The sequence below is a fragment of the Sphingobacterium sp. T2 genome, assembly GCF_000814685.1.
Classification (GTDB): Bacteria; Bacteroidota; Bacteroidia; order Sphingobacteriales; family Sphingobacteriaceae; genus Sphingobacterium; species Sphingobacterium thermophilum.
In genome coordinates, this window is sequence record NZ_JXAC01000168.1 from 1 (window position 1) to 7,852 (window position 7,852).

Sequence of the window (7,852 nt, forward strand, 5' to 3'; positions counted from 1 at the left end):
TCTGCCTCTTTWCGAAAGACTGATTTTCTTCTTCGGTCAGCTCCCGCGTCAGAAGAATAATATTAGCTTCGCCCTTCAGTAAGCTGTTTACGGCATTAACTTCAGGCTTTGCCAACAGATTAATCTTCGCCTGCTGATATGAACTTTCAAAGACCTCCTTTTGCTCTTCGATAATAGGTAAAATCGTCTCATCTACTAATACGGCAACTTCACCTGAAAGGATATCCTCTTTCTTATCCTTATTATTCTCACCAGAACAGGCAAACAACAACGATAAGAAAGACAATATAGCTACCGATCTATAGAACAAATTCATTACCATTATGATTGATTATAGAAGTAAAAGATTAATACTTAACATTATTTAACGTATAAAGTTGTTTTGCCACAACCGAGCGAAAGCGCAAAAAAGAATAGACGATCAATAATGCAGCGAACAGATTTTTATAGGTTTTGTCTATTTCTAGCGGGAAATCCTTCCAGAAGATAATCAGCAGTCCCAACACGAAATAAAAGAGGAACATAAATAGCCCTAAAATAGACAGAAATCGCTTTAGTGGCGATTTCTGTCTAAAATTATTTGTTTTATTCATTTCTGAATTATAACTCATCAACTAGTTGGTTAAATCCAATCGAATTGGAAGTGAGTATTGTACACGTACTGGACGACCGTTTTGGATACCTGGGCTCCATTTCTTAGCTTTTTTAAGCATATTAACGGCAGCCTGTCCTGTTCCATACGATAGGTCACGAACAACTTTGATATCTGTCAATGAACCATCTTTTTCCACAACGAAAGTCACATGTACTGTACCTTTGATGCCTGCTTCTGTCGCAGCCTGTGGATAAACATAGTTTTCGGCAATCCACTTACGGAAAGCAGCCATACCGCCTGGTGGCTCAGGTTGGATCTCTACGGATTGGAAGATTTCTTCCGAATCTCCGGTACCACCTTCCACACCTTTGGTACTACCTGTTGCCGCTCCCGCAACATCTTTTGTACCCCATTTACCTTCAGTAGTGATGCTACCACCTTTCATACCTTTCATAGCCACAGGACCGATAAGTTTTTTCTTATCTGTTGCTTCCTCTACTGTAGCTACTTCTTCAGTAACGGCCTTTTCTTTAGGCACAGGTTTGATTTCAGGTAGAGCTACTACATCAAGAGCTGGTCTCGATTCGGCGATTTTTGGAGCCTCTTCTTTTACTACTGGCTTTTCTTCTTCTTCAGGAAGTTTTTCTGCCAAATCCTCCAAAGTGACCTCTTCTGTGAAAGCCAACTCCTCTTTCGGAGCCTCTTCCCCTTTGAAAGGATTCAGATCGAAAACTTGAGTTGCGCTGAACACAGCAACAACGGCGGTCACAACGGCAAGACCAATGTTGGTTGCCTTAGGACCTAGCTTACGTAGCTCATAAGCTCCGTAGCTTTTGTTCCTGTTTTCGAAAACAACCTCAAGCCAGTCATTTCTGAATATATTTAATTTTCCAAACATATTTAATTCATTTTATTGGAACGCTTTATACAACAATTTATTAATCGTTATATAAGTTTTCCTTCTTTAACAGCTCAACTTCTTCGCTCATGATCCTGTTGGATATCATATAACGCTTAACGTCAACAATTTTCATTTCGTCTAGGGCGTCGATGATATTGCGGGTAACAGATTTTTCACTTGGTCGGATAACGACAATCATGTCTTTACCGCCAGCTTGTCTTGGAACTTGTTCTTTCATACGCATCAGAACAGCACGAAGACCTTCCTTAGAATAATCTACTACCGTAGGACCCTGAAGAGGATTCTTCACATCCCCCTGATACCAAACAAGCTTATCATTCGATCCCAAGACTAGGGTGACACTACGATGCTCATCTACGTTAACGTCGGTATTTTTATCTGTCTCGACATTTTTATCTGGCATCGCAACATCCATAGCCTGAGGCTTGTTTAAGGAGGTTGTCAACATGAAGAAGGTAATCAATAAGAACGCTAGGTCCACCATGGCTGTAAGGTCTACCCTACCACCGCTTTTCTTGGCCCTAGGTTTTCCACCCTTCTCTTGTTTACCGGAGTCTTGATTTAATTCTGCCATTTTAAATATCCTTTATTTATCAGAAGCCTTAAGTCCCGTTACAAAACTGAACTTGTTCTGTTTCTGATTACGTAATGTCTCTATAATTAGATTCAAACTCGGAAACTTCTCATCAGCATCCGCTTTGATAGCCACTGTCATCAGCTCGATATCATCCGGATCCTTGCCTTCTTCGATGGCTTTATCCTTCAAAATTTTTGCTGATGCCAAACGAGCTTGCTTAACCCAAGCGAACAACTCATTTGAAGCATTCATTGTAGAATCTACAGGAATACCTTTCTGCTTTTCTGCCGTTCTTTCTGCTTGATCGGCGGCCAACAAAGCTTTTAATGCTTTAATCGATACACCGAAATCTTCTAAGTTTTTGAACTTAGCATATTCTTCCGGAGTGAATTCTACCCCATACAGTGCAGACATTTGTTGTAAAGTCTGAACACGTACGTTAGGGTCACTCATTTTGAAGAACACTTTACCTTCATCACCTACAGTGATTACAGCTAGGTTGCCGTCAGGCAATTTTGCTTCTGAATAAGAAGGAGCTGTATCTACTACCAGTGTTTCTGGTTGTCTTGCAGTTGCGGTAAGAACGAAGAACGTAAGCAACAAGAAAGATACGTCACACATCGCCGTCATATCGATCGTTGTGCTGGCTCTTTTTACTTTCGCTTTACCCATTTCTTTTTATTTATACAATTAACAACTCTATTCGTTTACTCTAATGATGCTATTTCATTCCACTTTCCATAAAGAAAGTTGATTTTTTTAATAGCACATTATACTTATTTGTGGTTTGCGGAGTAAGTTTGAACGATTGAGAAACCAGCTTCGTCGATAGAATATGTTAATTTGTCAATTTTAGCAGTCAAGATATTGTACATGATAATCGCGAAAGTCGAAGTCGCAATACCTGTTGCAGTGTTGATCAAGGCCTCGGAGATACCGTTCGCCAATTTCGCTGAATCTGGTGCACCACCTGTCGCTAACGCCGCGAACGCTCTAATCATACCTGTTACTGTACCTAATAGACCTGTCAATGTACCGATAGAAACTAATGTAGCGATAACGTTCAAGTTTTTCTCTAACATTGGCATTTCCAATGCTGTAGTTTCTTCGATTTCTTTTTGGATTGCCAAAGCAGATTTTTCTGCGTCTAAACCTGGGTTAGCTTCAACGTCTTTATATTTCAATAAACCCGCTTTGATTACGTTAGCTACAGAACCTTTTTGTTTGTCACACTCAGCGATAGCAGCATCGATGCTTCCTGATTTCAAGAATGATTGTACTTTTCTTACAAAGTTACCTACATTACCAGTACCAGAAGCCTTGCCGATAACGATGAAGCGCTCGATTGAGAATACCCATACCATCAAGAACAAACCGATAAGCACTGGTACGATCACACCTGCGTGGTAAACCATACCTAGATAGTTACCTGGTTTTGGCTGATTGTCTGGATTGTTGTCAATAAAGTTTTCTGGGTTACCCATTACGAAGGTGTAAACCAATAAACCGATACCTAAACAAATAAGGATTGCTAAGCTCGCAAATAAATTACCTGAATTGCCACTCTTCTCTTGTTTTGCTGGGCTAGTAGTTTTTGGTGCTGTTTGCCATTTTTACTAAGTTTTAGATTTTTACTGTTGTTTAATTATTATGTTAAATTTTATTAAAATAATGCAATACTAATGATGTTGTTCTGATTAAATCAAAACAAATATACTATTTTGCTATAAAAATCAAATTTTTTCGATTTTTTTTCCAAACATTCCTGTCTCTATTCTTTTAAGAACGTGCATCGCGGCGGCCTTATTCTTAACACTTGATAAATCAAGCCACTTCATCAGAATTATAATGCAATAAAAACTATTTTTTCTATTAAATGCAAATTAATATCCTGCTAACTTTCAAAAATAAGTAACCGGACACTCACTTTTACTAACAATAGTTTTCACATATTTTTTGACTTATTTTCTTTAAAACTCTTTAAATAAAGCGTTTAACAAAAGCTTTTTCCCACTATCCACCAACAATTTTGACTTGGTAATCAAGTGCTTTCAATATGTCGAAAATCTTCATTTTAAAGTCTCCTTGTATCAAAATTTCCCCATCTTTGGCACTTCCTCCCACACCACAACGCTGCTTTAATGTTTTAGCTAGACTCTCCAAATCATCTTCTGAGCCTACAAACCCCTGCACTATTGTAACAATTTTACCCTTGCGAGCTTTCTTATCCAACATCACTTTAAGTTTCTGCTGATGTGGAGGCAATGTTTCTACAATCTCCTCATCCGTATCGAACTGGAAGTTACTATCTGTAGAATAAACTATACCTTCAAAACGCTGCTTCTTTTGTTTGGCCATGACTAACAAATTATCTTCAATGATTTCGGCTTAACCGTGATTTTAAGATCCCCAGACAGACTGATAGGCTCTCCATCCACATGGATAGGCCCTTCCTCAACTCGCTGAATATTGAATTTCTTTACCGGGAATAATCTCCACATACTCAGACTGATCGGCAGATCGGTTGAACAGACGGAACACCATCATGGGCAGAATATAAAGAGGAAACTTATGTACGATACACACATCCAAAATTCCGTCACTTACGGATGCATTAGGTGCAATATACGCATTATTTCCATATTGCGGCGAATTGGCCACGGAAATCATAAAAGCTTCTCGCTCATAAGTTTTTCCATCAATGGTAAGGATATACTTACTAGGCTTATACTTACTGATAACATTCACTACAGACCTTAAATACCCTATAGGTCCGCGAATAGTATCATTGGCAAAGCGGTCACTGACTGTAGCATCAAACCCCAGACCTGGCAATATTGAAAAAAGGCATTGTCGTTGATATAACCGCAGTCCACCTCTACTGTCTCAAAACGATTTAGTCTGTTGATAGCTGAAGCCTCATTCATCGGTATACCCAGATACAAGGCCAATCCATTGCCGGAGCCTTCCGGAATGATTCCCAATGGGATACCGGATCCCACCAAAGCAGACCCCAGCTCGTTTATCGTGCCGTCGCCGCCCACAGCCACCACAGCATCATAGCCTGCCTCTACCGCTTTTTTCCCCAGTTCATACGCATGATTGGGATGTGTGGTCTGTTGAAATGTAGGATGGAATTTACTCAAATCCAACACTTCCAACACTTTTTTGTTAAACGCCGTCTTCTTCTTTCCTCCTGAAATCGGGTTTATTACGAAAAGTATCTTTTTCTGTCCTTCCATACTATAAATTCAACCACTAATATAAAGATAATAATACTGCCCGATGGCTAATACTTTCAAAATAAATTTATTCCTGTGCTATTATTGTTATAATAGTAAAAGTGTTGTAACTTTGCGACCGTATTAAAAAAATTGTGGACTGATTTGCATTTTACAAATCTGAAGTAAAAGGGGAGATTGCAACCACGGAAAAAAAGTGCTAAAAACCATTTTGACAACTACGTTTTTCCACTTCTATCTATTTGATAGCGCCTCCTATTTTTTTAACGTTAAAATTTAATAAATAAATATGGCATACTTATTTACGTCCGAATCTGTATCGGAAGGCCATCCTGACAAAATTGCCGATCAAATTTCTGATGCTTTAATTGACAATTTTTTAGCTTGGGACGAAGATGCTCGCGTAGCAATTGAAACATTAGTAACCACGGGACAAGTGGTATTGGCCGGCGAGGTTAAATCAAAAGTTTACCTCGACGTGCAGAAAATTGCCCGCTCTGTTATCGAAAGAATAGGATACACGAAGTCGGAATACATGTTCGATGCCAACTCATGCGGAATCTTGTCTGCCATCCACGAACAATCGGCCGACATCAACCAAGGAGTGGACAGAAAAACAAAACAAGAGCAAGGCGCCGGAGACCAAGGTATCATGTTCGGTTATGCCAACAACGAAACCGAAAATTATATGCCTTTGGCATTAGACCTCTCTCATCGTCTATTATACGAGCTTGCTGCCTTACGTCGTGAAAATGACCAGATCAAATACCTACGTCCGGACTCTAAAGCACAGGTAACATTAGAGTACAGTGACAACCACAAACCTCAACGTATAGACACAATCGTAATATCTACACAGCACGACGAATTCGATACCGAAGCCGCTATGCAGGCTAAAATTGCAGAGGATATCAAAAGCATATTGATTCCTCGCGTTAAAGCACAGCTCAAACCTGAACTGCAAGCGCTATTTACTGACGACATCAAATACTACATAAACCCGACCGGAAAATTCGTGATTGGGGGACCACATGGTGGACACCGGTCTTACAGGAAGAAAAATCATCGTAGACACCTACGGTGGTAAGGGAGCTCATGGTGGAGGTGCATTTTCAGGAAAAGATCCTTCCAAGGTGGACCGTTCCGCAGCCTACGCAACACGTCATATCGCGAAAAACCTCGTAGCAGCAGGCGTAGCAGATGAGATCCTTGTACAGATTTCCTATGCTATCGGTGTGAAAGACCCTATGGGTATTTATGTCAACACTTATGGCACAAGCAAAGTAAACTTCACCGACGGAGAAATTGCAATGAAAATAGGAGAACTCTTTGACATGACTCCTTATGGCATAGAAACACGATTAGGGTTACGAAAACCTATCTACTCTGAAACCGCAGCCTATGGTCATATGGGTAGAACTAACCGAAAAGTGACCAAGACATTCGAAAACTCCAATGGTGAAATCAAAACCATGGAAGTAGAGCTGTTCACTTGGGAAAAGCTTGATTACGTAGACAAAATCAAAGAAGCATTTAATATTAAATAAACTAAAAAAGCGGAACCAAGGTTCCGCTTTTTTTTGCCATGATATTCAGCAAAAGTCTTTATTCTGCTATAGAGGCTGAGGAGGTCTGGGCCTGACGGTTTACCTTCTTCACCAACCCTTGAAGTACATTTCCCGGTCCTACTTCCACGAAAGCTTCGGCTCCATCCTCAAGCATATTTTGTACGGTCTGTGTCCAGCGCACTGCACCTGTCAGCTGAGCGATTAAGTTTTCCTTTATAGCCGCCGGATCAGTATACGGTTTAGCGTCTACATTTTGATAGATTGGGCAGATAGGAGCCTTAATATCTGTAGCCTCGATAGCTGCTTGAAGTTCTAATTTCGCAGGCTCCATCAATGGCGAATGGAACGCACCTCCTACGTTAAGTTTCAGCGCTCTTTTAGCTCCTGCCTCTGACAACAAAGCACATGCTTTATCCACGCCTTCGATAGTTCCCGAAATCACCAATTGTCCCGGACAGTTGTAGTTGGCCGCTACCACTACATCCTCTATCTGTGCACAAACCTTTTCTACGGTTTCATCATCCAAACCTAGTATTGCTGCCATAGTGGAAGGCTGCAATTCACAAGCCTTCTGCATAGCATTCGCACGCTGAGCAACAAGCTTCAAGCCATCTTCGAAAGACAAAGCTCCGGCAGCTACCAAGGCAGAAAACTCACCCAAGGAATGTCCCGCCACCATCGAGGGCTGGAATTTATCCCCTAATGCCTTTGCTAAAACCACCGAATGCAAGAAAATTGCGGGCTGCGTAACTTTCGTTTGTTTAAGGTCTTCCTCCGTACCATTAAACATGATAATCGGTAATTCGAAAACCCAAATATCGTTTGTCTTTTTCGAACAAAGCTTTTGTTTCTTCATTAAKKWYGTAYARGTYSTGCTCCAGTCCTACGCCCAATTCAACGATCGTTCCCTGGTCCCGGGAAAATGTAAGCTGTTTTCATAAAGACTTA

The 7,852-nt window shown here is 40.5% G+C and carries 8 protein-coding genes and 2 pseudogenes; 1 reads left to right on the forward strand and 9 read right to left on the reverse strand.

Features of this window, described 5'->3' with window-relative positions; all coding sequences use genetic code 11:
- The 8 genes from SD31_RS10750 to SD31_RS19170 all read right to left on the reverse strand — a co-directional run.
- Positions 1-316 (reverse strand): substrate-binding domain-containing protein (locus SD31_RS10750; protein WP_039054117.1); only part of this gene is annotated, 316 nt, incomplete at its 3' end.
- 298 nt (positions 317-614) lie between these two features.
- Positions 615-1,493: an energy transducer TonB gene (locus SD31_RS10760; RefSeq protein ID WP_039054118.1), complete on the reverse strand. Its 879-nt coding sequence runs from the start codon at positions 1,491-1,493 to the stop codon at positions 615-617.
- Positions 1,494-1,533: 40 nt separating this feature from the next.
- Entirely contained in the window at positions 1,534-2,091 is a 558-nt protein-coding gene (locus tag SD31_RS10765; protein WP_039054119.1) for an ExbD/TolR family protein, read from the reverse strand.
- A gap of 12 nt (positions 2,092-2,103) precedes the next feature.
- A complete protein-coding gene (locus tag SD31_RS10770) occupies positions 2,104-2,766 on the reverse strand; it encodes an ExbD/TolR family protein (protein WP_039054120.1) in 663 nt (220 codons plus the stop codon).
- A gap of 104 nt (positions 2,767-2,870) precedes the next feature.
- On the reverse strand, positions 2,871-3,578 hold the full coding sequence (locus SD31_RS10775; protein WP_052258970.1) for a MotA/TolQ/ExbB proton channel family protein: 708 nt from the start codon (positions 3,576-3,578) through the stop codon (positions 2,871-2,873).
- Between the two features lie 529 nt (positions 3,579-4,107).
- Positions 4,108-4,452: a translation initiation factor gene (locus SD31_RS10780; RefSeq protein ID WP_039054121.1), complete on the reverse strand. Its 345-nt coding sequence runs from the start codon at positions 4,450-4,452 to the stop codon at positions 4,108-4,110.
- A 96-nt stretch (positions 4,453-4,548) separates the two neighbouring features.
- Positions 4,549-4,929: a diacylglycerol/lipid kinase family protein gene (locus SD31_RS19165; protein ID WP_231561479.1), complete on the reverse strand. Its 381-nt coding sequence runs from the start codon at positions 4,927-4,929 to the stop codon at positions 4,549-4,551.
- A complete protein-coding gene (locus SD31_RS19170; protein WP_231561481.1) occupies positions 4,860-5,336 on the reverse strand; it encodes a diacylglycerol/lipid kinase family protein in 477 nt (158 codons plus the stop codon). The genes SD31_RS19165 and SD31_RS19170 overlap by 70 nt, the downstream gene beginning before the upstream one ends.
- Before the next feature lie 289 nt (positions 5,337-5,625).
- Between SD31_RS19170 and metK the strand changes: the two are divergent.
- Positions 5,626-6,883: pseudogene (gene metK / locus SD31_RS10790) on the forward strand (methionine adenosyltransferase).
- 58 nt (positions 6,884-6,941) lie between these two features.
- On the opposite strand, the pseudogene fabD reads toward metK, so the two are convergent.
- Positions 6,942-7,843, reverse strand: a pseudogene (fabD, locus tag SD31_RS10795) (ACP S-malonyltransferase).
- Positions 7,844-7,852 lie beyond the last annotated feature (9 nt).

Bases quoted from the DNA above. Each gene is read 5' to 3' on its own strand.
- SD31_RS19170 (WP_231561481.1), bottom strand. From the start codon at position 5,336: ATGGAAGGACAGAAAAAGATACTTTTCGTAATAAACCCGATTTCAGGA.
- SD31_RS10760 (WP_039054118.1), bottom strand. From the start codon at position 1,493: ATGTTTGGAAAATTAAATATATTCAGAAATGACTGGCTTGAGGTTGTT.
- SD31_RS10775 (WP_052258970.1), bottom strand. From the start codon at position 3,578: ATGGGTAACCCAGAAAACTTTATTGACAACAATCCAGACAATCAGCCA.
- SD31_RS10780 (WP_039054121.1), bottom strand. From the start codon at position 4,452: ATGGCCAAACAAAAGAAGCAGCGTTTTGAAGGTATAGTTTATTCTACA.
- SD31_RS10770 (WP_039054120.1), bottom strand. From the start codon at position 2,766: ATGGGTAAAGCGAAAGTAAAAAGAGCCAGCACAACGATCGATATGACG.
- SD31_RS10765 (WP_039054119.1), bottom strand. From the start codon at position 2,091: ATGGCAGAATTAAATCAAGACTCCGGTAAACAAGAGAAGGGTGGAAAA.